The organism is Methylobacterium sp. GC_Met_3, assembly GCF_026540775.1.
Classification (GTDB): Bacteria; Pseudomonadota; Alphaproteobacteria; order Rhizobiales; family Beijerinckiaceae; genus Methylobacterium.
This window is the reverse complement of sequence record NZ_JALNUL010000001.1, coordinates 135,423-158,926: the sequence shown is the minus strand read 5'-3', so window position 1 is coordinate 158,926 and position 23,504 is coordinate 135,423. Positions and strand designations below refer to the sequence as shown.

The window sequence follows — 23,504 nt, the reverse complement described above, 5'->3', positions numbered from 1 at the left end:
GCCGATCCTGCGCCAGAGTAACCGCTCCACCAGGAGCTGCCGATGACCGTTCGTCTGTTCGAACCGCTGACGCTCGATGCGCTCACGCTCGAGAACCGCATCCTGATCGCGCCGATGTGCCAGTATTCGGCCCGGGACGGCGAGGCCACCGACTGGCACATGATGCATCTGGGGCAGCTCGCCATGTCGGGGGCCGGCCTGCTGACCCTGGAGGCCACCGCGGTCTCGCCGGAGGCACGGATCACCGCCTGGGATCTCGGCCTCTACAGCGACGGCTGCGAGCGGGCGCTCGGCCGCGTGCTCGATGCGATCCGCGAATACGCGCCGATCCCGGTCTGCATCCAGATCGCCCATGCCGGCCGCAAGGCCTCGAGCGCGGCGCCCTGGGACGGCGGCCAGCAGATCCCGCCGGAACAGGCCTATGGCTGGCGCACCGAGGCGCCCTCGGCGGTGGCGCATGGGGAGGGCGAGGTCCCACCCCATGCCCTGGACGCCAGCGACCTGAAGCGGGTCCGCGACCAGTTCGTGGCCACCGCCAAACGCGCCGTACGGCTGGGCATCGAGGCCGTGGAGCTGCACGGCGCCCACGGCTACCTGCTGCACCAGTTCCTGTCGCCGATCGCCAACAAGCGCACCGACCAGTACGGCGGCAGCCTGGAAAACCGGATGCGCTTCCCGCTGGAGATCTACGACGCGGTGCGCGACGTCGTCCCCGCGGGGAGCCCCGTCTGGCTGCGCGTCTCGGCCACCGACTGGGTCGAGGATGGCTGGGACATCGACGAGACCGTGGAGCTGGCCAAGGCGCTCAAGCGGGCAGGTTCGCCGGCGCTCCACGTCTCCACGGGGGGCGTCTCGCCCAAGCAGGCGATCAAGCTCGGACCGGGCTATCAGGTGCCCTATGCCGAGCGGATCAAGGCCGAGACCGGGCTCACCACCATCGCGGTCGGGCTGATCACCGAAGCCCAACAAGCCGAGACAATCCTGCAGGAGGGACGGGCGGACGCGATCTCGCTCGCCCGCGCCATGCTGTACGATCCGCGCTGGCCCTGGCACGCGGCGGCCGAACTCGGCGCCCGGGTTCGGGCCCCCAAGCAGTACTGGCGCTCGCAGCCACGGGAGTACAAGGACCTGTTCACGGACACGGCGTTCGGCCAGCGGTGACGCGGCTCCCACACCTTGAGACGACGCGTTCGTCTCGGGGGACCGGCTCATCTTTGGGAAAGCGCATCAGAGTTGAAACCTGATGCGCTCGGCCGTGCGGGGGACTGCTATCGACCCAACCAAGTCGTCGCGACCGGTGAGCGATGTCATCAGAAGTGGACGCAGCTGCAGCGTGCCGATTTGACAAGCTCATCGCAGCTTTTCTTCGCCTTGCTGCTCAGGCGGAAGGAAGCTTGACCATCGTCTGAACCGCCGCCACGAACCGATCGCGCGCTGCGGGGCTCACGCGCTTGAGATAAGATCGGACTGTCGCCAATACTGCCGCCTCTTCCGGACCAGACGGATCATGCGTTGGCCCCAGATCGGCAGCCACGTCGCCAAAGCTCGACACCGGCACGCCGAGCGCGTCCGCAACGCGTCTCAGCGTCCGGGCGGACGACGCAGTCCGATGGACGGCCATCGACGGTTTGGGGTCGTCATGCATGCGTGGCTTTCGATCAGGACGTGACGCATCTCGCTTGGCGATGATGGCGAACCTGCATCGCCCCTTCATAACGCAGATGCTTTTCAACCTGCGCGTGAATTTTTTTTCATTCTTGTCTGGTGACGGCGGCGCAAACTCGGGCAAACTATACTGATCTGGATTACGGCGGCGGGCCAATGGGACAGCGGTCAACGACCTGGGTCAACGCGATCGACAGTTTCAGCGAGCCGCTCGACCGGCTGCACGCCGCACTGGACGCCTCCTGCGTCGTCGGCAGTTGGGACTGGGACATCGTGCGTGGCACGATGGTGTACGACGCTGGTGCGGCTCGGCTTCTGACTGGAGACGCGTCGCTGGCCGAACAGGAAATCAGTGGTCTGGAGACAATCGCGGCTGTCCATCCAGCCGACCACGCTTGGCTGATCGAGCATGTCCAAGCAGCGGTGCAGGCCGGCGGCCTGATGCTGGCCGAGTATCGCGTCGTTGATGCCGACGGCCACGTGCGCTGGCTGCTGAGCCGTGGACGAACCTACCAGAATGCAACGGGTCAGCCGGTGCGCTCACGCGGGATTATCATCGACATCACCGAGTTGCGTAGCGACGGCGAGCGCTACGTCGTCACGAGCGGCTCGGCTGCGGACGCCGATATGCTGGAACGGGCAGCCGATCACGCCATGGAACTGAAGCGCATCCTGACGGCGGACGTCCCCGCGGATGTACGCGCCGCCACGGATGTCCTGCTGTTCGCCATCGGCCGTGCATTGGCAGCCAGCGAGTCCGAGCCCGGTCACTGATTGCGCGATAATCGTGCACGCGCATCGGGCGGCGACCGTCGACGGATCATGGTTTGTTTTGCCGGTGAGGAACGCGAGCTGATCGTTTCCGAGAGCTTCCGGGGTGCCTGAGGGGTGTAAAACAGCGCTGTCCAGCTTCACGCGTTTGCCGGTCAAACGTAGACACGCAGAAATTCACCCCAAGCCGTCATTCAGCGTCCGATCCAAGCCAGTGGTGGGGACCTTCGCTGTCGCACCTCCAAAGCAGCCATCGCAGAACGCCGCTTCAAGCAGCCTTGCGGTCGGGCTATTGCCAAGCCCGACCGCCGAACGCTCATGTGCGATTGTCGATCTCCGGCACGCCGCTGCTACGGTCGGCATACGCGGCGATGAAGGCCGGTCGAGCCTGCCAGCGCCGCCAGAAGGCATCGAGATGTTCGAACCGCTCATCGAGCGGGGTGGCGTTGACGGGGAACTTGGAGAACGCAATCGCCGTCGCCAACGTGATGTCGGAGAACGTCGGCTGATCGCCACCCAGCAGCCAGTCGCGGCCATCCGCGAGGTGCCGGTCTACGAGACCAGCATGCGCCAGCGCCACCTTACGTGAATGCTCGCCCCAAGCCGGGTTGCTGGTCAGTTCGAGCTTCGGGCCCAATCCCTGGTGCAGGACGTGGAAGGCAGTGACGATAGGGTAGAGGATGTGCACCCACACCCGGCTGTCCCACATCTGATCGAGACCGCGCTCACGCGCCGTCGCCCCCATGATCTTGCGGCCCTCGAACGTGTCGTCGAGGTAGCGAGCGATGGCGGAGGTCTCGCTGAGGTAAGAACCATCGGCGAGCGCAAGGGTCGGCGTCTCGCCCCAGGCGTTCATCTTCAGGTGTCTCCAACCCCGCTGCTCGCCCACTGGCGACATGTCGTAGATCGTCTCGTCGAAGCGGTCGGCGATGCCCTTCTCGTGCATGAAAATCCGCAGGCGCTGCGGGTTCGGGAACGCCGAGGGGGAGGTGAAGAGCTTGAGCTTGTCGGACATCGTCTGCTCGCTTTCGAGATACTCAGTCTGTCTGTCAGATGACAGGTAGCAAGCTAGAGCCCGTATCTTGTGCCGTCAACCCCTGTCTGCCATATGACAGGTGGAGGTTGGACATGGCAGCGACGTCGAAGGGGAATGTGAGAGAGGCCATCCTCGTAGCCGCACGGGAGGCGGCGATGGCTTATGGCTATGGCGGCCTCAACTTCCGCGACCTTGCGGCGACCGTCGGCATCAAGGCGGCCAGCATCAACTACCACTTCGCCACCAAGGCTCTCCTCGGCGAGGCGGTTGCACGGCGCTACTGGGAAGACATCGCCCGCGATCTCGAAGCCATCTCAACGAATGCCCGAAGCCCAACCGAAGCGTTGCAGCGATACCCGAGCATCTTCCGGCTATCCCTGGAGCGCGACAATCGCATGTGCCTGAGCAGCTTCATGGCGACGGAACATGACGAATTGCCCGAGCTGGTGTTGAAGGAGGTGCAAACGTTCGCCGACGTGAACACCGCATGGCTATGCGAACATTTGGTCGCCGCCAAACGCGCCGCGCCAGCCGAAGGTGAGTTAAGGGCCCGTGCCATTTATGCTGCCGTCGCCGGGGCGCAGATGATCGCTCGCAGCCGTTCGGATGTAGACGTGTTCGACACGTTGATCGAAAGCTACCAACGCATGGGTTTGCTCCCGAGCTCGTGAAGCTTCGTGTCCGGACATTGCGAGTTTGGGTGCCTCCGCCGCATCCGATCCACGCCGGACGAGCGGTTCAGTGCATATCTCATCCAGAAGCAGACCGGCTGTTTTAGACCCGAAGCCGCCCTTCACCCGGTCGCGTCGATCGGATCCGGTCCTACCGCGGTGCCGCCCCGATCAGCGGCCCGAGCGGCCGGCTGATGTCGGTGCGGCCGAGATTGGGCGCGTGGAGGCTCGACACCGAGCCGTCGAGGAACAGGGCGTTGCGGCAGCCGAGGTCGTCCTTGAACAGCCGCGCGAAGGCCCCGAAGGTCACCGGGCGCTCGGAGATCGCGAAGATCGCCACGTGCCCGTCCTCGGCCACGCCGACGCCGTTGCGGATCTTCTGGCTTGGCCCGTCGGCGGAGATTTTCGGGTGGATCTGGCCGTCGATCACCAGCATGGGCCCGGATTGCGTCGCATAGTCCGGACGGATCTTTGCCCGGAGGTAGCGGGGCGTATCGAGCACCCCCGCGCGCTCGCCCTTCACCCAGAACACGCCGTTCGGCTTGAGGTGGAAGTTGCCCGGCCCGTCCGCGGTGGAGACGTGCTTCATCTCGCGCCCGCCCTCGACGTAGAGGCCCACCGGCGCCTGATCCTTGTCGTACATGCCGGCATTCATCGCGAAGTCGAGGTGCCGCCCCTGCGCCTCGGCGAGGGTCCCGAGCGATCCGTAGGGCCGCCCGTCCGTTTGCAGCCAGAACAGCCTCAGCCGCTGCCGCCGCAGGTCGATCGTGCAGACCGTGAAGGTCTCGCCCTGGGTCTCCACCGCCCGGCAGGGCTCGGAGGCCGTGGGCGCGGCCAGGGCGCGCGGCGGCAGGGTCAGCGCGACGAGCGCGATCAACAGGGCGTGAGCCGGGCGTAGCGTCATGACGCGTTCCATGCTGCTCGGAGAAGCGATAGCGGCGCCTGTCGCCCCTGAAAGCGGCGATTTTCGAGTCCGAAGCCGTCCCGGGGCTTGCCGACCCAGCGGCGCCGCGCCGGCCGAACAGCGGCGGCAGGTCGCGGTCTTCACCTGAACTGTTTCGTACAGTCCGACGTTTCTACGGCTAGAGGGCGGTTTTCGACGGAGATGACGTGATGAAGGGTGCAGTGCTCTGCTCAACCCTGCTGGCGGCGGGCGCTCTGGCGCTCGCGCCTGCCAGCGCGGATGCGCGCGGCTTCGGCGGCGGCGGGTTCCATGGCGGCGGGTTCGGCGGCGGCTTCCACGGGGGCGGCTTCGGCGGCGGCTTCCGGGGCGCCGGGTTCCGCGGCGGCGGGTTCGGCTATCGCGGCGGATACGGCGGCGGCTACGGCCGTGGCTTCTACGGTCGCGGCTATGGCTATCGCGGCGGCTACGGCTACGGCCTTGGCGGGCTGGGTCTCGGCGTCGGCCTCGGCCTGGCGGCCGGCGGCCTCTACGGCGGTTACGGTGGCTACGGCTACCCGGGTTACGGCTACGGCGGCGGCTACGCCCCGGTCGGCTACGGGTATGGCGGCGGCGACTACGGCTACGGCGGCGGCTGCTACACGGTCCCGCGGGTGCGCTGGACCCCCTACGGCTACCGTCGGGTGCTGGTCGAGCGCTGCTACTGAGCCGCACGGCGACAGCGGACATGTCAGGAAAGGCCGCCTTCGGGCGGCCTTTTTTCTTGCCAGGGACCCCCGTGGCGTTGGACAGCGCCGCCTGGCACGCCGATACTGGTATCGGACGGCAGGGGAGGGTGTATGAGTACGGCCACCGGGCAGGGCGATGGACGCGTCGAGGCGGTCGAGATCCACGACGCCAGCCTCACCGCTTTTTACCGCTCGATGACGCCGCCGGAGCGGCACACCTTCTGGGCGTGCGCCGCCGGCTGGTGCCTCGACGGCATGGATTTCATGATCTACCCGCTGGTGATCGGAACGATCATGAGCCTGTGGCACGTGGATTCCGGCACGGCCGGGCTCGCCGCCACGGTGACGCTGCTGGCCTCGGCGCTCGGCGGCTGGCTCGCGGGCTTCGTCGCAGACCGGATCGGCCGTGTTCTCACCCTCCAGATCACGATCCTGTGGTTCTCGGTGTTCTCGCTGCTCTGCGCCTTCGTGCAGAATTTCGAGCAGTTGCTCATCGCCCGGGCGATCCTCGGCCTCGGCTTCGGCGGCGAGTGGGCGGCCGGCGCTGTGCTGATCGGCGAGACGATCCGAGCCGAGTATCGCGGCCGGGCGGTCGGCTCGGTGCAATCGGGCTGGGCGATCGGCTGGGGGCTCGCGGTGCTGTCGCAGGCGGTGCTGTTCTCGCTCCTGCCGCCCGAGACCGCGTGGCGCTGGATGTTCGCGGTCGGCGCCCTGCCGGCTCTGCTGATCTTCTACCTGCGCCGCTATGTCGAGGAGCCGAAGGTCGCCGCCGAGACCCGGGCCCGGGCGGCGGCCGCCGGCGACCGGCCGCAGATCTGGGAGATCTTTTCCGGCCCGATCCTGAAGACGACTCTGCTCGCCTCCCTGGCGGCGGCGGGCTGCCAGGGCGGCTATTACGCCATCACCACCTGGGTGCCGCGCTTCCTCACCACCGAGCGCCACCTGTCGATCGTCTCCTCCACCGGCTACCTCTCGGCGCTGATCATCGGCTCGTTCGCCGGCTATCTGGTCGGCGCGTGGCTCGCCGACCGCCTGGGCCGGCGGCCGCTGTTCCTGATCTTCTCGCTCGGCGCCATCGCGGTGGTGGTGGCCTACACGCAGATCCCGCTCTCGAACGGCGTGCTCTGGGTGCTGGGCTTCCCGCTGGGTTTCTTCGCCTCGGGCTATTTCTCCGGCATGGGCGCCTTCCTGACCGAACTGTACCCGACCCGCCTGCGCGGCTCGGGGCAGGGGTTCTGCTACAATTTCGGCCGGGGCATCGGCGCCCTGTTCCCGGCGCTCGTGGGTTATATCTCCGAGCGCGTCGGCCTCGCCTCGGCGATCGCGATCTTCGCGGCGGTCGCCTACGGGGTGTTCTTCGTAGCGGCCTTCGCGCTGCCCGAGACGCGCGGCAAGGTCCTGCACGCGGATAGCTGATCATGCCCGAGATCCGAGACTGCCCAGCCCCGGACCCGCATCCGGGCGGTCCGACCCGCTACGCCGTGCCGGCGGGCGCGGTCGACACCCACGCCCACGTCATCGGCCTGCCGCCCGCCTATCCGCTGGTGCCGGACCGCAGCTACACGCCTCCGGCAGCCCCGGCAGAGGCCTATCTCGCGATGCTCGACGGGACCGGCATGGCCAACGGCGTGCTGGTGCAGGTCAGCGTCCACGGCACCGACAACCGGCTGATGGTCGAGACCCTGCGCGCCAACCGGCAGCGCCTGCGCGGCATCGCGGTGATCCCGCTCGGCCTGCCCGACGCGGACCTCGCCGCCCTGAAGGAAGCCGGCGTGGTCGGCCTGCGGCTGAACGTGCTGTTCGGCGGCGGGGTCGGTCTCGACGCGGTCGAGTCCTACGGGGCGCTTGCCCGGGAGATGGGTTGGCATCTCCAGTTCCTGCTCGATGCCCGGGACCTGCCGCCGATCGCCGGTCGCCTGTCCCGGCTGCCGGTGCCGCTGGTCTTCGACCATATGGGGCACATGCCGACCTCGGCCGGCGTGGACCATCCGGGCTTCCGGGCGCTGCTCGGCCTCGTCGCCGACGGGAACTGGGTGAAGCTCTCGGGCGCCTTCCGCGATTCCGTCACCGGGCCGCCCTACGCCGACACGATCCCCTTCGCCCGCGCCCTCAATGAGGCCGCCCCGGAACGCTGCCTCTGGGGCTCGGACTGGCCGCACGTCGCGGCCTGGGATGGGCCGCCGCGGACCACGACGCTCCTCGACCTGATGGCCGACTGGGTGCCGGACGAGGACCGGCGCAGGCAGGTCTTCGTCGACAATCCGCGCCGGCTCTACGGCTTCGGATAGGGCCGGAGCCTGCATCCCGCGCCGGGCTCAAGTCCCGGTTTCGAAAGGTCGAGACCTTTCGCGGGTCCGGGGCGGAGCCCTGGTCAAGATCTCAGGGCCCCGCCCTAAGAACCCGCCAAAGGGCAAGCCCTTTGGAAACCCGGGTTCCAGGTCGAACCGGCTCCAAGTCCCCGATTTGCAGCGCTCAACGCCGCCGCGATTCGTCCTGCGGCAGGTGGCGGCCGTAGACCTCCTGCTTCTCCGCGCGCTCGCGGATCAGGTCGGCATAGGCCTGCCGCATTTCGGGGGAGACGCTGACGCTCTTGCCCTTGGCGGGCTTGCGCTTGGGCGCCTTCTTGAAGGTGTTGCTCGCATCGGTCATGCCGGGCTCCGCGTCGAACCGTGGCGGCATCGCGTGGCCGGAGGGCCGATCGGGCTGTCCGGCTGCCGCCGCGGGCCGGACATCCGCCCTGTAGCGCATCCCGGCGGCGGGCGCACCGCGGTCTGGTGCCGTAACCCCACGGATTCGATCTGGTCCGCCCCGGACGCCTCTGCCAGGATCCGGGTGATTCCGATCGGGGAGGGCGGTCATGGCTTCGGGTGCGTCGCGGTGGGGTCGTTTGCCGGGGGCAGGCCGCCGGCAAGCTGCGGCTCTGCTGGCACTTCTGCTCGCCACCGGACCCGCCGCCGCGCAGGACCAGCCGCGGCCGTCCCGCGCGGCGCCGGCCGATCCCGCCTTCGAGGGCGCGAAGGCGGCGTTCGAGGCGCTGCCCGAGCCGGAACGGAAGGCGATCCAGGACGCCCTCGTCTGGACCGGCGGCTTCAACGCCGTGGTGTCGGGCGCGTTCGGGCGCCGGACCTTCGAGGCGCTCAACGCCTATCGCGCCCGCACCCAGAGCGCCGATCCCCTCGATCCGCGCGGCCGGGCGGCCCTGCTGGGGGCGGGGGCGGCGGCCCGGAATGCGGCGCGCTTCCGGATCGCCCCGGATCCCGGCAGCTCTGCGGTGATGGGGGTGCCGGAGCGCCTGCTGTCGAAGCGCACCGCCCTGGCCTCCGGCACGCGCTGGCAGAGCCCGGACGGGCGCGTCACCCTGGAGACCCGCGCCTATCCGCCGGAGGCCGAGACCCTCGACACCCTGTTCGAGAAGGCGACCGCGCCGCTGCCGAGCCGCAAGGTGACCTACAAGTTGAAGCGGCCCGACGTCGTGGTGGTGACCGCCGAGACCGGGGCCGGCCTGTCCTATATCCGCTACGCCGCCGGGCCGGCGGGCGTGCGCGGCTTCCTGTTCGGCTACGACAAAGCCCTGGCGCCGGAGGTCGATCGGCTGGTGATCGCGGTGGCGAATGCCTTCGTGCCGTTCCCGGAAGCCGCCGCGCCTGCCCCTGTCGCCGCGATTCCATCGGCCCCGGCCCGCCCCGAGACCGGCGCGATCGTGGCGCAGGATCCTGCCGTGGCGGGCGCCGGCCTCACGGTGGCGCCGGGCCGGGTGCTCACGGCCTCCGCAATGCTGGAGGGCTGTGCCGCGCCCCGCATCGGCGCGGCGCCGGCCCGCAAGCTCGCCGCCGACCCCTCCGGCCTCGCGCTGCTCGATGCGCCCGGGGCACCCGCGCCGATCCGGCCTGTGGCACGGACGGAACCGGTCGGGGCCGAGGATAACCTGATCGCCCTCGCGCCGAGCCCGGACGGAATCGTGGCCGCCCCCGGAAGCGCCGTCGCGGGCGATGTCGTCGCGGCCCTTCAGCCGGGCTCGGCCGGTGCGCCGGTGCTCGACCGGTCCGGACGGCTCGTCGGGCTGATCGCCCGTTACCCGGCCGCGCCTCGCCGGGTCGCCGGGATCGTGCCTCCCGCGCGGCTGCCGCTGGTACCGGCCGGGGCGATCACCGCCTTCCTCGCCGGCCAGGGCATCGCCGAAGCGAAGATGCCCTCGGACGGTGGGCCCGGGGCATTCGCGCCGGTGGTGGTGGGGATCGTCTGCCGCTAGGGGTCGCGGGTGCTCAGGGCAGGGCTCGGAGAGAGCGACTTGGAGAACGACTCGGGCTCTGCCCTGGACCCGCAAATGGTCTCGACCTTTCGAAACCGGGATCTGGGGTCGTTCCCGGCCACGAGGCGGCCGGGAACGACGCCGCGGCTTAAAGCCGGCCGGTGGCCAGCAGGACGATCAGGACGATCAGCAGGATGCCACCGAGGCCGAAGCCCGGACCGCGATAGGCGCCGCCGCCGAGGAAGCCGCCGCCGCCGAAGGCCAGGATGATCAGGATGATGAGGAGGATGGTAACAAGGGACATCTGGCGAGAACTCCGAACGGTCGCGTCTGGTGCGAGCGTGACCGTTCAAACGCTGCGACATTCCGTTCCGTTCAATCGCCGCCTCAGCTTTTGTGAGAAAAATACGGATGAGGCCCTGAGTCTCAGGCGTGCCAGTCCGGTAGCGGATCCTGCGGGGCGTCGAGCCAGCCCGGTACCGGCAGGTTGCGCTCCGCAAGGAAGGCCGGGTTGAACAACTTCGAGGCGTAGCGCGCCGCCCCGTCGCACAGGATCGTCACGATGGTGTGGCCGGGCCCGAGTTCCCGGGCCAGCCGGATCGCGCCGGCGACGTTGATCCCCGACGAGCCGCCGAGCGACAGCCCCTCCTCTCGCATCAAGCCGAAGACGAGGTCGAGGGCCTCGCGGTCCGGGATGCGGAAGGCGTGGTCCGGGGTGAAGCCATCGAGGTTCTTGGTGATCCGGCCCTGGCCGATCCCCTCGGTGATCGAGGAGCCCTCGGCCTTCAGGGTGCCGGTCGTGTAGTGCGCGTAGAGGGCCGAGCCCTCCGGATCCGAGAGCGCGATCTTGATCTGCGGGTTGCGGGCCCGCAACGCCTCCGCGGTGCCGGCCAGCGTGCCGCCGGTCCCGGCCGAGCAGACGAAGCCGTCGACCCGGCCGCCGGTCTGCGCCCAGATCTCGGGGCCGGTGCCCTCGACGTGCGCCTGCCGGTTGGCGACGTTGTCGAACTGGTCGGCGAAGAAGGCGCCCGCCGGCTCCGTGGCGGCGAGCTTTTCGGCGAGCCGCCGGGCGACATGGACGTAGTTGTTCGGGTTGGCGAACGGCACCGCCGGCACCTCGACGAGGCGCGCGCCGGCGAGCCGCAGGGTCTGCTTCTTCTCTTCGGACTGGGTGACCGGGATGACGATCAGCGTCCGGTAGCCCCGCACCGAGGCCACCAGGGCGAGACCGATGCCGGTATTGCCGGCGGTGCCCTCCACGATGGTGCCGCCCGGCCGGATCAGGCCCTTCGCCTCGGCGTCCCGCACGATGGACAGCGCCGCACGGTCCTTCACCGACAGGCCGGGATTGAGGAACTCGGCCTTGCCGTAGATGGCGCAGCCGGTCTCCTCGGAGGCCCGGCGCAGGCGGATCAGCGGTGTCTGGCCGATGGCGGCGAGGACATCGGGGGCGGGTTCGCGACTCGGTGCGGTCATAAGCGGGAGCCTAGGATGCTGCGCTGGCGCTGGCGAGCCTCACCCGAACACGTGCCCCCCGTTGATCCGCAGGCCCACCGGGTGCCCGGCCGGGTGGCGGACGCCATCGAAATCCTCCACGGCGAGCACGCGGCCCTCCGCATCCACCACCTCGATCCGCTGGCGCCCTTGCGTCCGGTACGAGCTGCGCACCGTGCCGGACAGGTGCGCGGATTCGGCCTCGGCGAGCTGCAGCTGCCAGGGGCGGACGTAGAGCTTCACCGGGCCGATGATGCCGGCCGGGGCTACCACGGGCGTCTCCCGGCCGCGCACCAGCACCCGGCCGCCCTCGGCGATCGCCTCGACCTCGACGGAATCACCCAGAAACTTCATCACCGTGGCGGAGGCCGGGTGCTCCTGCACCTCGTCGGGGGTGCCGACCTGCTCCAGGCGGCCGCGATCGAGCACCGCCACCCGGTCGGACAGCTCCAGCGCCTCGTCCTGGTCGTGGGTCACGAAGATCGTGGTCTGGCCGGTGCGGTCGTGGATCTCGCGCAGCCAGCGGCGCAGGTCTTTTCGCACCTGGGCGTCCAGCGCTCCGAAGGGCTCGTCCAGCAGCAGCACCCGCGGCTCCACCGCAAGCGCCCGGGCGAGCGCGACGCGCTGGCGCTGGCCGCCCGAGAGCTGCGACGGGTAGCGGTCGCCGAACCCCGAGAGGCGGATCAGGTCGAGCAGGTCGCCAACCCGGCGCTTGATCTCGGCCTTGGCCGGACGGTCCGCGCGGCGGCGCGCGTTCAGCCCGTAGGCGATGTTGTCGGCCACGCTCATGTGCTTGAACAGGGCGTAGTGCTGGAACACGAAGCCCACCGCCCGCTCCTGCACGGCGAGGCCGGTCGCGTCGTCGTCCCCGAACAGGATCCGGCCGCGATCCGGCGCGTCGAGCCCGGCGATGATCCGCAGCAGCGTCGTCTTGCCCGAGCCCGAGGGCCCCAGCAGACCGATCAGCTCGCCCGCCCGCACGTCGAGGGACAGGTCGTGCAGGACGGCAGCCGTGTCGAAGGTCTTCGAGACGCTCTCGACCCGGATCGTCGTGGAGGGGCGATCCAAGGGGCTGTCAGTGTGCCCGGCCGTGCGCGAGTTCACCGGCGAAGCGCCATTCGAGGAAGGATTTGAGGACGAGGGTGATGAGGGCAAGGACGGCAAGGAGCGAAGCGACGGCGAATGAGGCGACGAAGTTGTACTCATTGTAGAGGATCTCCACGTGGAGTGGGATGGTGTTGGTCAGGCCGCGGATGTGGCCCGACACCACCGACACCGCTCCGAATTCGCCCATCGCCCGGGCATTGCAGAGGAGCACGCTGTAGAGCAGGCCCCAGCGGATATTGGGCAGCGTCACCGTGCGGAACACGTGGAGGCCCGAGGCGCCGAGCGTCAGCGCCGCCTCCTCCTCGGCGGTGCCCTGCTCCTGCATCAGCGGGATCAGCTCACGGGCGACGAACGGGAAGGTCACGAACACCGTCGCCAGCACGATGCCGGGAAGCGCGAACAGGATCTGGATCCCGTGGTCGATGAGCCAGGAGCCGAACAGGCCCTGGGACCCGAACAGCAGCACGTAGATCATGCCGGAGACCACCGGCGAGACCGAGAACGGCAGGTCGATCAGGGTGATCAGCAGCGCCTTGCCGGGGAACTCGAACTTGGCGATCGCCCAGGAGGCCGCCAGCCCGAACACCACGTTGAACGGCACCGCGATCGCCGCCACGGTCAGCGTCAGGCGGATCGCGCTCCAGGCATCGGGCTCCCGGAACGCATCCAGGAAGGCGCCGATCCCCTTCGAGAAGGCCTGGGTGAACACCGCGAACAGCGGCAGCACCAGGAACAGCGCCAGGAAGATGACCGAGATCCCGATCAGCACCCCGCGGGTGGCGGCGCCCTCGGAGGCGGCCTGGGCGGGCTTGGCGGCCGGCACGGAGATCGGGGAGAAAATCTCAGACATAGCCGAACCGCCGCCGTGACCAGGCCTGGATGAGATTGATGGCGAGCAGCGTCAGGAACGAGATCCCGAGCATGATCGTCGCGATCGCAGCCGCGCCGCTGTAGTCGAACTCGGACAGCTTGATCACGATCAGCAACGGCGCGATCTCCGACACGTAGGGCAGGTTGCCCGCGATGAAGATGATCGAGCCGTACTCGCCGACCCCCCGGGCGAAGGCCAGGGCGAAGCCGGTCAGCACTGCCGGGATCAGCGGCGGAAGGACGACCTTGGTCAGGGTCGCGATCCGCGTGGCCCCGAGGGTGGCGGAGGCCTCCTCGATCTCCTTGTCGATCTCGGCGATCAGCGGCTGCACGGTCCGCACCGCGAAAGGCAGGCCGATGAACACCATGGCGATGAAGATGCCGATCGGCGTGTAGGCCACCTGGATGCCGAGCCGGGCGAGCGGCGCACCCACCAGCCCGTCCGGGGCGTAGAGCGAGGCCAGCGCGATCCCGGCCACCGCGGTCGGCAACGCGAAGGGCAGATCGACGGCCGCGTCGACCAGCTTACGCCCCGGGAACCGGTAGCGGGTCAGCACCCAGGCCACGAGGAAGCCGAACGTGGAGGCCACCAGCGCCGCGATGGCCGAGACGCCGAAGCTGATCCGCAGGGCGCTCGCCACCCGCGGATCGGTGGCGACATCCCAGATGCCGGACAGACCGAGCCCCGAGGCCTTCACCACCAGACCGGCCAGCGGCAGCAGCACGATCAGGCCGAGACAGGTCAGCGTGTAGCCGAAGCTGATCCCGAAGCCCGGAATCACGCTCGGTCGACGGAAGATCCGCCTTGGACGGGGTGTCTCGACCATGATCCTGGAGCCTCAGCGGCCGGCGCGGCTCAAGCGGTCGAACAGGCCGCCGGCGTCGAAGTTCCGCTTCTGGATCTCGTCCCAGGAGCCCTGCAGATCCTCGATCTTGAACAGCTTGATCTCGGGCAGCTGCGCGAGGTCGGCCGGTGCCGCCGCCTCCCGCTTGATCGGCCGGTAATGGTGCTTGGTGAAGATCGCCTGGGCCCGGTCGGTGTAGAGGAAGTCGAGATAGGCCTGCGCGGCCTTGGTCGTGCCCTTACGCTCGGCATTGGTGGCCACAAGGGCCACCGGCGGCTCGGCGTAGATCGAGGTCGGCGGCGAGACGATGTCGAACTTGTCGGCGCCGAATTCCTGAAGGACCAGATAGGCCTCGTTTTCCCAGGTCGGCAGCACGTCGCCGAGACCGCGCTGCGCGAAGGTCACGGTCGAGCCGCGGGCGCCGGTGTCGAGCACCGGCACGTTCTTGTAGACCTGACCCACGAAGGCGTCGGCCTTGGCGGCATCCTTGTCCTGATTGAAGGCGTAGCCCCAGGCCGCCAGGAAGTTCCAGCGCCCGCCTGCCGAAGTCTTCGGGTTCGGGGTGATCACCTTGACGTCGGGCTTCACGAGGTCGGCCCAGTCCTGGACGCCCTTCGGGTTGCCCTTGCGGACGAGGAACACCACCGTCGACGTGTAGGGCGTGGCGGTGTTGGGCAGCTTGCTGCGCCAATCGTCCGGGATCTTGTGGGTGAGCTTGGCGATGGCGTCGATGTCGGAGGGGATGCCCAGCGTCACGACGTCGGCGTCGACCCCGTCGATCACCGTGCGCGCCTGCGCGCCCGAGCCGCCGTGGGACGCCCGGACCGTGATCGCCTCGCCGGTCTTGGCCTTCCAGTCCTCGGCGAAGACGGCGTTGATCTCCCGGTAGAGTTCCCGGGTCGGATCGTAGGAAACGTTCAGGAGGGCCGTTTCGGCGGAGGCCTGCACCACGCCTGCCCAGAGGCCGGCGCCGGCCAGCAGGGATAGCCCGATCGTCCGGACGGCGTGCCCTCGACCCACAACGTTCGTCATCTCGTCCGATCCCCGGCCAGCCGCATCGCGCCACAGGGGAACAACCCCCCGGGAACAGACGAAATCGTTCTTTTTATCGAACGATGTCAAGCCGCGGGCACTGTCTTGCCGGGCCCGTCGGCCAGCGTAAGATCAATGGAATTGGCGAGAAGGCAAGCATCCGCAGCGTGCTACGGGAGCGGAACGCATGGATCTTCTCCCGCTCGCAGGATGCGGGGAAGAATCAGAGCGTCTCAGGCAGTTTCGCAGAAAGAACGATCTGATGTGCGATGGCGCACCCCGAATTGCGGGATCCTGTCGGGATGCGGGAGGCGGCCGCGAAGCCCACCCGACAGGAATCGGACCGTGATCGGTCGCGTCTCCGTCAATCCTTCGGCTTCACCAGTTGCGCGATGAGCGCTTCCAGGCGCTGACTCACCGGCGCCGCGAGGGAATCGGCGTATTGCGAACGCAGTGTCCGGCCGAGATGGCGGCAGATTCCGGGGGCCAGGGACGGCACGTCGGCCGTGGCCTCCAGCGGAGCCGGACGCTCGGGATGCGGCTTCGACATGATCGGACATCCCCACGGCGGCTCCGCAACAGACTGGCAAAGCTTGGTTAAGGACCCGTCACTGCCTCCCATGCGGGACAGGCCCGCCCCTGGGTAGGGGATGGGCGCGGCGTTTGTGCAGGGGCTGTCGCAGGCCGGAACTGGCACCCCGGGGGATACGTTCCCCGCCCTTGAGACAACCAAGCTGCCCGGAGCCTCCTCGTGTCCCGCCCGATCTCCCTGACGACGTTGGTGTTCCTCGGCGCGGCCCTCGCCGGGTCTCCCTGTCTCGCCCAAACGAAGCCCGGTGAGATCAAGGGCGTGGACGCCATGGGCGACAAGTCGCGGAGCGCTCAGGACGGCTGGAGCCAAGCCCCCGTTCCCCGCGAGGAATCCGCCGCCAAGGACGCGCCGAATCCCGGCGGCCAGTCGATTAAGGAAAACGCCGACCGTCCGGTCCCCAAGGCGGATCCCGGCGGCACCGCGGCCACGGAGCCGCAGGCGCCCCTCGATCACCGGACGGCGAGCCCGTCCGGCACGAATCCCTCTGTCCCGAGCAAGTAAAAAAGGGCATTTCCTAAGAGGATGATAACGGCACGGGCGAACGTACTGCGTCGCCCGCAACACAGCTCGAGCCGTGTCACGTCTGTGTCACGCAACCGCACTTGCCTCGTGCACGCTTTTTTGGGACACCCTGGAATTATACCAAGTCGCTTTATGGAGCGGAGATGACGGTCCAGGTCTCAAGGCGTGGCCTGCTCAAGGGGGCCGGTGCCGGTCTCGCGGGCGGCTCGCTGGGCGCACTCGGATTCGGCGGACTCGAGCCCGCCATGGCCGCCGCTGTGCGGCCCTTCAAGCTCGCGCAGATGCGCGAGACCCGCAACACCTGCCCGTACTGCTCGGTGGCGTGCGGCGTCATCCTGTACAGCCTGGGTGACCGTTCGAAGAACGCGCGCTCCTCGGTGATGCATATCGAGGGGGACCCGGATCATCCGGTCAACCGCGGCACGCTCTGCCCGAAGGGCTCAGCGTTGCTCGACTTCGTGCATGCCGAGACCCGCACCAAGTACCCGCTCCATCGCGCCCCGGGCACGTCGGAGTTCAAGCGGGTCTCCTGGGACTTCGCCCTCGACCGGATCGCGGAGCTCCTGAAGGCGGATCGCGACAAGAATTTCGTGGCCAAGAACGGCGACCTCACGGTCAACCGCTGGACCACGATGGGCTTCCTCGGCGCCTCGGCCACCACCAACGAGACGGCGTGGCTGACCTACAAGACAGTCCGAAGCATGGGGGCCCTCGTCTTCGATAATCAGGCCCGAGTTTGACACGGTCCGTCGGTCGCCAGTTTGGCGCCCTCCTTCGGACGCGGTGCGATGACCAACCTCTGGATGGACATCAAGCACGCGGACGTGATTACCGTGATGGGCGGCAATGCCGCCGAAGCTCACCCCTGCGGCTTCAAGTGGGTCGTCGAGGCGAAAGCCCATAACAATGCCAAGCTGATCGTCGTCGATCCGCGCTTCACCCGCACCGCGTCGGTGGCCGATCTCTACTGCCCGATCCGGCAGGGGACCGACATCGCCTTCCTGTCGGGCGTGGCCAAGTACCTGCTCGACAACGACAAGGTGCAGCACCGCTACGTGTCCGCCTACACCAACGCCGGGTACGTGGTCCGCGAGGGCTACGACTTCAGCGAAGGGCTGTTCGCGGGCTACGACGCGGACAAGCGCGACTACGACAAGACCACCTGGGACTACGAGATCGGTCCCGATGGCTACGCCGTGGTCGACGAGACGATGCAGCATCCGCGCTGCGTCATGCAGCTCCTGAAGAAGCACATCGCGATCTACACGCCCGAGATGGTCGAGCGGATCTGCGGCTCGCCCAAGGAGACCTTCCTGAAGGTCTGCGAGCTGATGGCGACGACGTCTTCGCCGGAGCGCACCATGGCGTCGCTCTATGCGCTCGGCTGGACGCACCACTCCAAGGGCTCGCAGAACATCCGCTCGATGTGCATCGTGCAGACGCTGCTCGGCAACATCGGCATGCTCGGCGGCGGCATGCAGGCCCTGCGCGGTCACTCCAACATCCAGGGGCTGACCGATATCGGGCTGATGTCGAACCTCATCCCGGGCTATCTCAACATCCCGGTGGAGAAGGAGCCGACCTACGCGAGCTACGTCGCCAAGCGGCAGTTCAAGCCGCTGCGTCCGGGACAGACGAGCTACTGGCAGAACTACAACAAGTTCTTCGTCTCGTTCCAGAAGGCGATGTGGGGCGATTACGCCACCAAGGACAACGACTGGGCGTACGATTACCTGCCCAAGCTCGATGTGCCGACCTACGACGTGCTGCGCGGGTTCGAACTCGCCAAGCAGGGCAAGATGACCGGCTACGTCATCCAGGGCTTCAACCCCCTGCTGTCGTTCCCGAATCGCGCCAAGATGACGGAAGCCTTCTCCAAGATGAAGTTCATCGTGGTGATGGATCCGCTCAAGACCGAGACGGCCCGGTTCTGGGAGAACCACGGCGAGTACAACGACGTCGATCCGACCCAGATCCAGACCGAGGTGTTCGAGCTGCCGACCACCCTGTTCGTGGAGGAGGAAGGCTCGCTCTCGAATTCCAGCCGCTGGCTGCAATGGCACTGGCAGGCGCAGGAGCCGCCGGGCGAGTGCCGCTCGGACATCGAGATCATGTCGGAGATCTTCCTCCGCATGAAGGCGGCCTACAAGAAGGATGGCGGCGCGTTCCCGGATGCGATCGTCAACCTGAAGTGGGACTACGCGATTGCCGAGTCGCCGACGCCGACGGAGCTCGCCCGCGAGCTCAACGGCTACACGGTGGCGCCGACGCCGGATCTCAACGGGACCATCATCCCGGCGGGCAAGCAGGTCGACGGCTTCGCCCAGCTCAAGGATGACGGCACCACCGCCTGCGGCTGCTGGATCTACTCGGGCTGCTACACCGAGAAGGGCAACACCATGGCCCGCCGGGACAATACCGATCCCGGCGACCGCGGCATCGCCCCGAACTGGGCTTTCGCGTGGCCGGCCAACCGCCGCGTGCTCTACAACCGCGCCTCGTGCGACCCCGAGGGTCGTCCGTGGTCGGAGAAGAAGAAGCTCATCGAGTGGAACGGCAAGCAGTGGATCGGCTTCGACGTGCCGGATTACGGCGTCACCGTCGCCCCCGATAAGGGTGTCGGGCCGTTCATCCTGAACCAGGAGGGCGTCGCCCGCCTGTGGACCCGGGGCCTGATGCGCGATGGGCCGTTCCCGACCCATTACGAGCCGTTCGAATCACCGATGGCCAACATCCCGTTCCCGAAGATCAAGGGCGCGCCCGCGTCCCGGATCTTCAAGGACGACTTGGCCGATCTCGGTACCGCGGAGGAGTTCCCCTACGCGGCGACGAGCTACCGGCTGACCGAGCACTTCCACGGCTGGACCAAGCACGCCCGGATCAACGCGATCCTTCAGCCGGAGGCCTTCGTGGAGATCTCGGAGGAGCTCGCCAAGGAGAAGGGCATCGCCCGGGGCGGCTGGGTCCGCGTCTGGTCGAAGCGCGGCTCGCTCAAGGCCAAGGCCATGGTGACCAAGCGGATCAAGCCGCTGATCTGCGACGGCAAGCCCGTCCACGTCGTCGGTATCCCGCAGCATTGGGGCTTCATGGGCCACACCAAGAAAGGATGGCATCCGAACTCGCTGACGCCGGTCGTGGGCGATGCCAACACCGAGACGCCGGAGTTCAAGGCTTGGCTCGTGAATATCGAGCCGACCACGCCCCCGTCGGATGCGGTCGCGTAAGGGGAGCTGAATCATGGCCGACTACAGCTCCCTCGACATCCGCCAGCGCTCCGCCTCCACGGAGACGCCGCCGGAGATCCGCCGTCAGGTGGAGGTCGCCAAGCTCATCGACGTGTCGAAGTGCATCGGCTGCAAGGCCTGCCAATCGGCCTGCGAAGAGTGGAACGACCTGCGCGACGATATCGGTGTGAACACCGGCAGCTACCAGAACCCCCACGACCTCACGCCCAAGTCGTGGACCCTGATGCGGTTCACCGAGTACGAGAACCCGGAGACCAACAACCTCGAATGGCTGATCCGCAAGGACGGCTGCATGCATTGTTCCGAGCCGGGCTGCCTCAAGGCGTGCCCGTCGCCGGGCGCGATCGTGCAGTACTCCAACGGCATCGTCGACTTCATCGAGGAGAACTGCATCGGCTGCGGCTATTGCGTGAAGGGATGCCCGTTCAACATCCCGCGCATCAGCCAGACCGACCACAAGGCGTACAAGTGCACCCTGTGTTCGGACCGGGTGGCGGTGGGTCAGGCTCCGGCCTGCGCCAAGGCCTGCCCGACCGGCTCGATCATGTTCGGCACCAAGCAGGCGATGATCGAGCAGGCCGAGACCCGGGTCGTCGACCTGAAGTCACGCGGCTTCGCGCATGCCGGCCTCTACGACCCGGCCGGCGTCGGCGGCACGCACGTCATGTACGTGCTGCACCATGCCGATCAGCCGAGCCTCTACGCCGGCCTGCCGAACGACCCGAAGATCTCGCCGCTGGTGGCCTTCTGGAAGGGCGGCGCCAAGGTGTTCGGTCTCGCCGCGATGGGCTTTGCCGCCGTGGCGGGCTTCTTCCACTACGTGACGGCCGGCCCCAACGAGGTCGTGCCCGAGGAAGAGGAAGAGGCGGTCGAGTACGACGAGGCCAAGCGCCGGGACACCGGCGGCGACGAGCTTCGGCCGCACTGAGCGGTCTCCCGGGCTGCTGACGTGGCCCGGGAGACGCGACGCGCCCCCTCTCCCGTGCGGGAGAGGGTTGGGGTGAGGGATCAGGTTTTTCCGGATCGGTCGTGGCCCTCACCCGGCTTTCTGCGAAAGCAGGCCTCCCCGCACGGGAGAGGGGGACCCGCGGTCCCTCCTTTCAACGCAGGGGCCGTAAAACCGGCGACGATGGAGCCGACAGGCCCTATCTTCGATTTCAGAGCCGCCCCCGCCCGCATGCGGAGCCGGCCCGTCAGGCGCGAGAAGGCCGATGACGACCCAGAACGATATCCGGGACGGCGAGACCCGTCCCCTGCATCACGCCAAGTCCACGGCGCCGGAGGTGCTGTACGTCCCGCGCTATACGGGTGTGCAGCGGGTGAACCACTGGATCACCGCGATCCTGTTCACCGTCCTGACCCTCTCGGGGCTGGCGATGTTCACGCCCTACCTGTTCTCGCTGACCGGCCTGTTCGGCGGCGGGCAGGCGACCCGGGCGATCCACCCGTGGTTCGGCGTGGCGCTGGCGGTGAGCTTCTTCTTCCTGTTCGTGCGCTTCTGGAAGCTCAACATCCCCAACAAGGACGATGTCGCGTGGTCGATGAAGATCGGCGACGTGGTCACCAACCGCGAGGACCGGCTGCCCGAACTCGGCAAGTACAATGCCGGCCAGAAGGGCGTATTCTGGGGCCAGACCGCGCTGATCGGCGTGATGTTCGTCACCGGCTTGGTGATCTGGAACACCTATTTCGGCGGCCTGACCTCCATCGAGACCCAGCGTTGGGCGCTGCTCGCCCACTCGCTCGCGGCCGTGATCGCCATCGCGATCATCGTGGTCCACATCTATGCCGGCATCTGGGTGCGTGGCACCGGCCGGGCGATGATCCGCGGGACGGTCACGGGCGGCTGGGCCTACCGGCATCACCGCAAGTGGTTCCGGCAGATCGCCGGCGGCAAGGCCCGCCACGGCTCGGTGGACAAGCGCGGGTCCTGAGGCGTGGCCAATTTCTTCAAGCGTAAATCCGCGGACAAGACCCCGACACAAGCGGAGGCGCCAAAACCGCGCCGCCGGGACTTCAACGAGCTGAAGCCCGATCCCGACAAGATTGGGATTTCCGGCTCGGTCCCGTTCGTCCGCCTGCCCGATCCCGCGACCCTGTTCGCCGACCGTGCGGCACGCCTGGACGAGGCGGCCCCCGGGCACCCGCTGGAGGCCTATCTTCGGTTCGTGGCAGAGGTCGCCCGCGCCCAGGCGGCGATCCAGGCCAAGGTGGCGCTCCCACCGCCGCCGGACGGCGCCGATCTGGCGCTGCGGAGCGAGCACGGGATGCCGCCCCTGTCGCGGCACGGTCTGGAGGCCGATCCGGGCTTCGACGCATGCCTGCTGGCGCTGCTCGACGCCCTGGATCTCACGACCGCACCCGAGGCTTCCGCCGCGGCCCGAGAGAGCCTGCGCGCCGCATCCCGGGAGGATCGCCTCGATCTGGCCCTGCAGGTCTTCGAGGGTGCGCTGCCGGTCGACCGGATCGCCGAGTGCGTGTTGGTCTCCGCGGCCCTGCAGGTCCGCCTCGCCGAGCAGGCGGCCGCCCTCGATCCCAAGATCCTGAAGCCGGTAGCCGACGGCGTCTGCCCGTGCTGCGGCGGCGCGCCGGCGGCGAGCGTCGTCGTCGCCTGGACCCCGGCCGACAAGGCCCGGTATCTGAGCTGCTCGCTCTGCGGCACCTACTGGAACCACGTCCGGATCCGCTGCACCGCCTGCGGTGACGGCGAGAACATCAGCTATTACGGGCTCGACGAGGTCTCGAAGGATGTCCAGGTCGAGACCTGCTCGACCTGCCACAGCTACATCAAACACCTGCACCAGCACCGGGCCCCGCGGCTCGACCCGGTGGCGGACGACATCGCGTCCTACGGGCTCGATCTGAAGATCGCCGAGGAAGGGTTCCGGAGGGCCGGGCTGAACCTGCTGTTCGTGATCTGAACACCGGGTCCAGGCTCGTTCAATCGCCGGCCCGGTGGAGGGCGAACCCGGTCGCGCCGGGGGCCTCCAATCCCGAGCGGAGTTGCATGCTCGGGATCCGGTAATCGCCGCCGTTCTGCTGCCGGAACGGGACCGGGGGCGTCGTCGCGAGGGTGGCCATGCGCTCCCGCAGGCGCTCCGCGACGGTCGCGAACCCGCCCGCGTCGAGGCGATCGGCCTGGTAGACCACGAAGGGCGGCAGCACGGCGTAGCCCGGATAGTACAGGATGCCGTGCTGGATCGGGAACAGCAGGTCGTCGATCGGCCCGTTGATCCCGCGCTCGGCGTAATGCTCCTCCCAGCCGCCGGCGGTCACGATCAGCATGGCGCGCTTGCCCGCGAGGCGGCCCTCGCCGTAGCGGTCGCCCCAGCGCAGGTCGCTGTGCTCGCCGACGCCATACGCGAAGCCGTAGGCGTAGACCCGGTCGACCCAGCCCTTCAGGATCGCCGGCAGGCCGAACCACCAGAGCGGGAACAGCAGGATCAGCTGGTCGGCCCAGAGAAGCTTCTCCTGCTCGGCAACCACATCGGCGGTGAGCGCGCCTGCCCCGAAGGCCTCCCCCGAGGCGGCGGCGACCTGAAGGCGTGCCCCCGGCGCGAGGCCGGGAAAATCGGCCCGGTCCACATTAGCCTTCCAGCCCATGGCGTGGAGGTCCGAGACCGCGACGGCATGGCCCCGCTCCTCCAGGGAAGCCACGGCCACGTCGCGGAGCGCGCCGCAGAGGGAGCGCCGTTCCGGATGCGCGAAGATGATCAGGATGTTCATGGTGCGGGATCCGTGTCGAACCGGGGCTCCCTTGCTATCCGGCGGTCGAC

At 68.2% G+C, this 23,504-nt stretch carries 24 protein-coding genes; 12 read left to right on the top strand and 12 right to left on the bottom strand.

Translation table 11 applies throughout. The features are described 5' to 3' along the window. Positions 1–42: 42 nt before the first annotated feature. Positions 43–1,161: an NADH:flavin oxidoreductase/NADH oxidase gene (locus OXS27_RS00780; RefSeq protein ID WP_267353578.1), complete on the top strand. Its 1,119-nt coding sequence runs from the start codon at positions 43–45 to the stop codon at positions 1,159–1,161. 217 nt (positions 1,162–1,378) lie between these two features. Here the strand turns inward: OXS27_RS00780 and OXS27_RS00775 are convergent, their stop codons facing one another. Continuing rightward, the gene (locus tag OXS27_RS00775) at positions 1,379–1,645 is read right to left on the bottom strand and encodes a hypothetical protein (protein ID WP_267353576.1); all 267 of its coding nucleotides are present in this window, start codon (positions 1,643–1,645) and stop codon (positions 1,379–1,381) included. 119 nt (positions 1,646–1,764) lie between these two features. Here OXS27_RS00775 and OXS27_RS00770 point away from each other — a divergent pair, with 119 nt between their 5' ends. Beyond that, on the top strand, positions 1,765–2,439 hold the full coding sequence (locus OXS27_RS00770) for a PAS domain-containing protein (protein ID WP_267353574.1): 675 nt from the start codon (positions 1,765–1,767) through the stop codon (positions 2,437–2,439). 313 nt (positions 2,440–2,752) lie between these two features. On the opposite strand, the gene OXS27_RS00765 is transcribed toward OXS27_RS00770, so the two are convergent. Then, a complete protein-coding gene (locus OXS27_RS00765) occupies positions 2,753–3,451 on the bottom strand; it encodes a glutathione S-transferase C-terminal domain-containing protein (RefSeq protein WP_267353572.1) in 699 nt (232 codons plus the stop codon). A gap of 113 nt (positions 3,452–3,564) precedes the next feature. Here OXS27_RS00765 and OXS27_RS00760 point away from each other — a divergent pair, with 113 nt between their 5' ends. Next, a complete protein-coding gene (locus tag OXS27_RS00760) occupies positions 3,565–4,143 on the top strand; it encodes a TetR/AcrR family transcriptional regulator (RefSeq protein WP_267353570.1) in 579 nt (192 codons plus the stop codon). Positions 4,144–4,294: 151 nt separating this feature from the next. Here OXS27_RS00760 and OXS27_RS00755 read toward each other — a convergent pair whose 3' ends face one another. Next, entirely contained in the window at positions 4,295–5,047 is a 753-nt protein-coding gene (locus OXS27_RS00755) for a phosphodiester glycosidase family protein (protein WP_267353568.1), read from the bottom strand. 209 nt (positions 5,048–5,256) lie between these two features. On the opposite strand from OXS27_RS00755, the gene OXS27_RS00750 reads away from it, so the two are divergent. The 3 genes from OXS27_RS00750 (at position 5,257) to OXS27_RS00740 (ending at position 8,060) form a co-directional block, all read left to right on the top strand. Then, entirely contained in the window at positions 5,257–5,751 is a 495-nt protein-coding gene (locus OXS27_RS00750; RefSeq protein WP_267354265.1) for a hypothetical protein, read from the top strand. Positions 5,752–5,883: 132 nt separating this feature from the next. Next, a complete protein-coding gene (locus OXS27_RS00745) occupies positions 5,884–7,188 on the top strand; it encodes an MFS transporter (protein ID WP_267353566.1) in 1,305 nt (434 codons plus the stop codon). A gap of 2 nt (positions 7,189–7,190) precedes the next feature. Next, positions 7,191–8,060, top strand: coding sequence for an amidohydrolase family protein (locus tag OXS27_RS00740; protein WP_243919838.1), 870 nt, complete (start codon positions 7,191–7,193; stop codon positions 8,058–8,060). A 184-nt stretch (positions 8,061–8,244) separates the two neighbouring features. Here the strand turns inward: OXS27_RS00740 and OXS27_RS00735 are convergent, their stop codons facing one another. Beyond that, positions 8,245–8,421 (bottom strand): hypothetical protein, encoded by a 177-nt coding sequence (locus OXS27_RS00735; protein WP_243919840.1) that lies wholly within the window; start codon positions 8,419–8,421, stop codon positions 8,245–8,247. Between the two features lie 208 nt (positions 8,422–8,629). Between OXS27_RS00735 and OXS27_RS00730 the strand changes: the two genes are divergently transcribed. Continuing rightward, the gene (locus OXS27_RS00730; RefSeq protein WP_267353561.1) at positions 8,630–10,021 is read left to right on the top strand and encodes a serine protease; all 1,392 of its coding nucleotides are present in this window, start codon (positions 8,630–8,632) and stop codon (positions 10,019–10,021) included. Positions 10,022–10,169: 148 nt separating this feature from the next. Here the strand turns inward: OXS27_RS00730 and OXS27_RS00725 are convergent, their stop codons facing one another. The 7 genes from OXS27_RS00725 to OXS27_RS00695 form a co-directional block, all read right to left on the bottom strand. Further along, positions 10,170–10,325 carry a DUF3309 domain-containing protein gene (locus OXS27_RS00725; protein WP_085987623.1) on the bottom strand — a complete coding sequence of 52 codons (156 nt, stop codon included), beginning with the start codon at positions 10,323–10,325 and terminating at the stop codon, positions 10,170–10,172. Positions 10,326–10,447: 122 nt separating this feature from the next. Further along, entirely contained in the window at positions 10,448–11,497 is a 1,050-nt protein-coding gene (locus OXS27_RS00720; RefSeq protein ID WP_267353556.1) for a cysteine synthase A, read from the bottom strand. Between the two features lie 39 nt (positions 11,498–11,536). Continuing rightward, a complete protein-coding gene (cysA, locus tag OXS27_RS00715) occupies positions 11,537–12,562 on the bottom strand; it encodes a sulfate ABC transporter ATP-binding protein (protein WP_313899331.1) in 1,026 nt (341 codons plus the stop codon). Between the two features lie 28 nt (positions 12,563–12,590). Next, on the bottom strand, positions 12,591–13,472 hold the full coding sequence (gene cysW / locus OXS27_RS00710; protein ID WP_267353554.1) for a sulfate ABC transporter permease subunit CysW: 882 nt from the start codon (positions 13,470–13,472) through the stop codon (positions 12,591–12,593). Then, on the bottom strand, positions 13,465–14,319 hold the full coding sequence (cysT, locus tag OXS27_RS00705) for a sulfate ABC transporter permease subunit CysT (RefSeq protein WP_267353552.1): 855 nt from the start codon (positions 14,317–14,319) through the stop codon (positions 13,465–13,467). The genes cysW and cysT overlap by 8 nt, the downstream gene beginning before the upstream one ends. Before the next feature lie 12 nt (positions 14,320–14,331). Beyond that, entirely contained in the window at positions 14,332–15,369 is a 1,038-nt protein-coding gene (locus OXS27_RS00700; RefSeq protein ID WP_267353551.1) for a sulfate ABC transporter substrate-binding protein, read from the bottom strand. Positions 15,370–15,733: 364 nt separating this feature from the next. Further along, complete coding sequence (locus OXS27_RS00695) at positions 15,734–15,919, bottom strand: hypothetical protein (RefSeq protein ID WP_267353549.1); 186 nt, start codon at positions 15,917–15,919, stop codon at positions 15,734–15,736. A 201-nt stretch (positions 15,920–16,120) separates the two neighbouring features. Here OXS27_RS00695 and OXS27_RS00690 point away from each other — a divergent pair, with 201 nt between their 5' ends. The 5 genes from OXS27_RS00690 (at position 16,121) to fdhE (ending at position 22,649) form a co-directional block, all read left to right on the top strand. After that, complete coding sequence (locus tag OXS27_RS00690) at positions 16,121–16,462, top strand: hypothetical protein (protein WP_243919850.1); 342 nt, start codon at positions 16,121–16,123, stop codon at positions 16,460–16,462. Positions 16,463–16,626: 164 nt separating this feature from the next. After that, entirely contained in the window at positions 16,627–19,707 is a 3,081-nt protein-coding gene (fdnG, locus tag OXS27_RS00685; protein ID WP_267353547.1) for a formate dehydrogenase-N subunit alpha, read from the top strand. Between the two features lie 13 nt (positions 19,708–19,720). Then, the gene (fdxH, locus tag OXS27_RS00680) at positions 19,721–20,656 is read left to right on the top strand and encodes a formate dehydrogenase subunit beta (RefSeq protein WP_243919854.1); all 936 of its coding nucleotides are present in this window, start codon (positions 19,721–19,723) and stop codon (positions 20,654–20,656) included. A gap of 283 nt (positions 20,657–20,939) precedes the next feature. Beyond that, positions 20,940–21,662 (top strand): formate dehydrogenase subunit gamma, encoded by a 723-nt coding sequence (locus OXS27_RS00675; protein ID WP_267353544.1) that lies wholly within the window; start codon positions 20,940–20,942, stop codon positions 21,660–21,662. 3 nt (positions 21,663–21,665) lie between these two features. Next, entirely contained in the window at positions 21,666–22,649 is a 984-nt protein-coding gene (fdhE, locus tag OXS27_RS00670) for a formate dehydrogenase accessory protein FdhE (RefSeq protein WP_267353542.1), read from the top strand. A gap of 19 nt (positions 22,650–22,668) precedes the next feature. On the opposite strand, the gene OXS27_RS00665 is transcribed toward fdhE, so the two are convergent. Beyond that, the gene (locus OXS27_RS00665; protein ID WP_267353540.1) at positions 22,669–23,454 is read right to left on the bottom strand and encodes an NAD(P)H-dependent oxidoreductase; all 786 of its coding nucleotides are present in this window, start codon (positions 23,452–23,454) and stop codon (positions 22,669–22,671) included. Positions 23,455–23,504 lie beyond the last annotated feature (50 nt).

What these genes read in the sequence shown, in the direction of transcription:
- OXS27_RS00755 (WP_267353568.1), bottom strand. Translation starts at nt 5,047, where the DNA reads ATGACGCTACGCCCGGCTCACGCCCTGTTGATCGCGCTCGTCGCGCTG.
- OXS27_RS00750 (WP_267354265.1), top strand. Translation starts at nt 5,257, where the DNA reads ATGAAGGGTGCAGTGCTCTGCTCAACCCTGCTGGCGGCGGGCGCTCTG.
- OXS27_RS00775 (WP_267353576.1), bottom strand. Translation starts at nt 1,645, where the DNA reads ATGCATGACGACCCCAAACCGTCGATGGCCGTCCATCGGACTGCGTCG.
- OXS27_RS00780 (WP_267353578.1), top strand. Translation starts at nt 43, where the DNA reads ATGACCGTTCGTCTGTTCGAACCGCTGACGCTCGATGCGCTCACGCTC.
- OXS27_RS00725 (WP_085987623.1), bottom strand. Translation starts at nt 10,325, where the DNA reads ATGTCCCTTGTTACCATCCTCCTCATCATCCTGATCATCCTGGCCTTC.
- OXS27_RS00760 (WP_267353570.1), top strand. Translation starts at nt 3,565, where the DNA reads ATGGCAGCGACGTCGAAGGGGAATGTGAGAGAGGCCATCCTCGTAGCC.
- OXS27_RS00665 (WP_267353540.1), bottom strand. Translation starts at nt 23,454, where the DNA reads ATGAACATCCTGATCATCTTCGCGCATCCGGAACGGCGCTCCCTCTGC.
- OXS27_RS00700 (WP_267353551.1), bottom strand. Translation starts at nt 15,369, where the DNA reads ATGACGAACGTTGTGGGTCGAGGGCACGCCGTCCGGACGATCGGGCTA.
- fdxH (WP_243919854.1), top strand. Translation starts at nt 19,721, where the DNA reads ATGGCCGACTACAGCTCCCTCGACATCCGCCAGCGCTCCGCCTCCACG.
- OXS27_RS00740 (WP_243919838.1), top strand. Translation starts at nt 7,191, where the DNA reads ATGCCCGAGATCCGAGACTGCCCAGCCCCGGACCCGCATCCGGGCGGT.
- OXS27_RS00745 (WP_267353566.1), top strand. Translation starts at nt 5,884, where the DNA reads ATGAGTACGGCCACCGGGCAGGGCGATGGACGCGTCGAGGCGGTCGAG.
- OXS27_RS00695 (WP_267353549.1), bottom strand. Translation starts at nt 15,919, where the DNA reads ATGTCGAAGCCGCATCCCGAGCGTCCGGCTCCGCTGGAGGCCACGGCC.
- OXS27_RS00765 (WP_267353572.1), bottom strand. Translation starts at nt 3,451, where the DNA reads ATGTCCGACAAGCTCAAGCTCTTCACCTCCCCCTCGGCGTTCCCGAAC.
- OXS27_RS00720 (WP_267353556.1), bottom strand. Translation starts at nt 11,497, where the DNA reads ATGACCGCACCGAGTCGCGAACCCGCCCCCGATGTCCTCGCCGCCATC.
- cysW (WP_267353554.1), bottom strand. Translation starts at nt 13,472, where the DNA reads ATGTCTGAGATTTTCTCCCCGATCTCCGTGCCGGCCGCCAAGCCCGCC.
- OXS27_RS00675 (WP_267353544.1), top strand. Translation starts at nt 20,940, where the DNA reads ATGACGACCCAGAACGATATCCGGGACGGCGAGACCCGTCCCCTGCAT.
- OXS27_RS00735 (WP_243919840.1), bottom strand. Translation starts at nt 8,421, where the DNA reads ATGACCGATGCGAGCAACACCTTCAAGAAGGCGCCCAAGCGCAAGCCC.
- OXS27_RS00730 (WP_267353561.1), top strand. Translation starts at nt 8,630, where the DNA reads ATGGCTTCGGGTGCGTCGCGGTGGGGTCGTTTGCCGGGGGCAGGCCGC.
- cysT (WP_267353552.1), bottom strand. Translation starts at nt 14,319, where the DNA reads ATGGTCGAGACACCCCGTCCAAGGCGGATCTTCCGTCGACCGAGCGTG.